The following is a 712-nucleotide window of genomic DNA, read 5'->3' as shown; positions in this document are numbered from 1 at the left end:
GCGGTTGAAATAGTAGCTAAAGCCAAAGAAGATGACATCTTCTATGCTGAAGGTGAAAGATGAAGAAGTTGTTTTTTGAGCGTCATTGTTCTGCGGCTTAGAGGTAGACCAATTATAAGCAATACCCCCAATATTTGCGCTTAAGCCTATTTTCTCAATAGGAAAAAAGGTAAAGCCTGGAGATAAGGAAGATTTAAATCCATAATGTTTAGTATAGCTTGTTTCTTCTTGAGAATCAAAAATCCTTGTAGTTTTCGCTATTCCATAACCTGCTGATAGCTGTCCGGTAAAAGCAAATTTGTCTGATAACATTACATATTTTTTTAAATACGGATCCAGACTTAGTCCAAAGCTTCGATCAGTATAATTGTTAGTTCCCTCTGCTCTTAAAAAATCTTTGTCCTTGCTCCTTGAGTGGGAATAGCTTAAACCTATACCAAGCTCCAGGTTGTCATGTAGCATGTAACCTAAAGTAGGTCTCAAACTTAGACTAAAACCTTTACTTTCTTCTCTGGAATAGTTACCGTGTGTAGTCTCAAGTACAACATCATTGGTAGAAGCTCCTATTAATCCTGATACTACAACAGTACCCTGTGATACCTGTGCAATGGCTCCTGTACTTATGAGTGTAAAAGCTGCAGCAAAGAAGCAATTTTTAATGTTTGTTTTCATTTTAGATATAACATAGGTCAGCATTAAATTAATGCTCTAC

Annotated in this window: 1 protein-coding gene; it reads right to left on the bottom strand. The window is 36.4% G+C overall.

The window, feature by feature from the left end; translation table 11 throughout:
- Window positions 1–672 (bottom strand): outer membrane beta-barrel protein (locus ACFQ2O_RS22025; protein WP_377533136.1); only part of this gene is annotated, 672 nt, incomplete at its 3' end.
- Window positions 673–712 lie beyond the last annotated feature (40 nt).

It is taken from the genome of Pontibacter rugosus, from assembly GCF_042678745.1.
Taxonomy (GTDB): domain Bacteria; phylum Bacteroidota; class Bacteroidia; order Cytophagales; family Hymenobacteraceae; genus Pontibacter; species Pontibacter rugosus.
The sequence above is the reverse complement of the archived record's forward strand: the minus strand, read 5'-3'. Positions and strand labels throughout refer to the sequence as shown.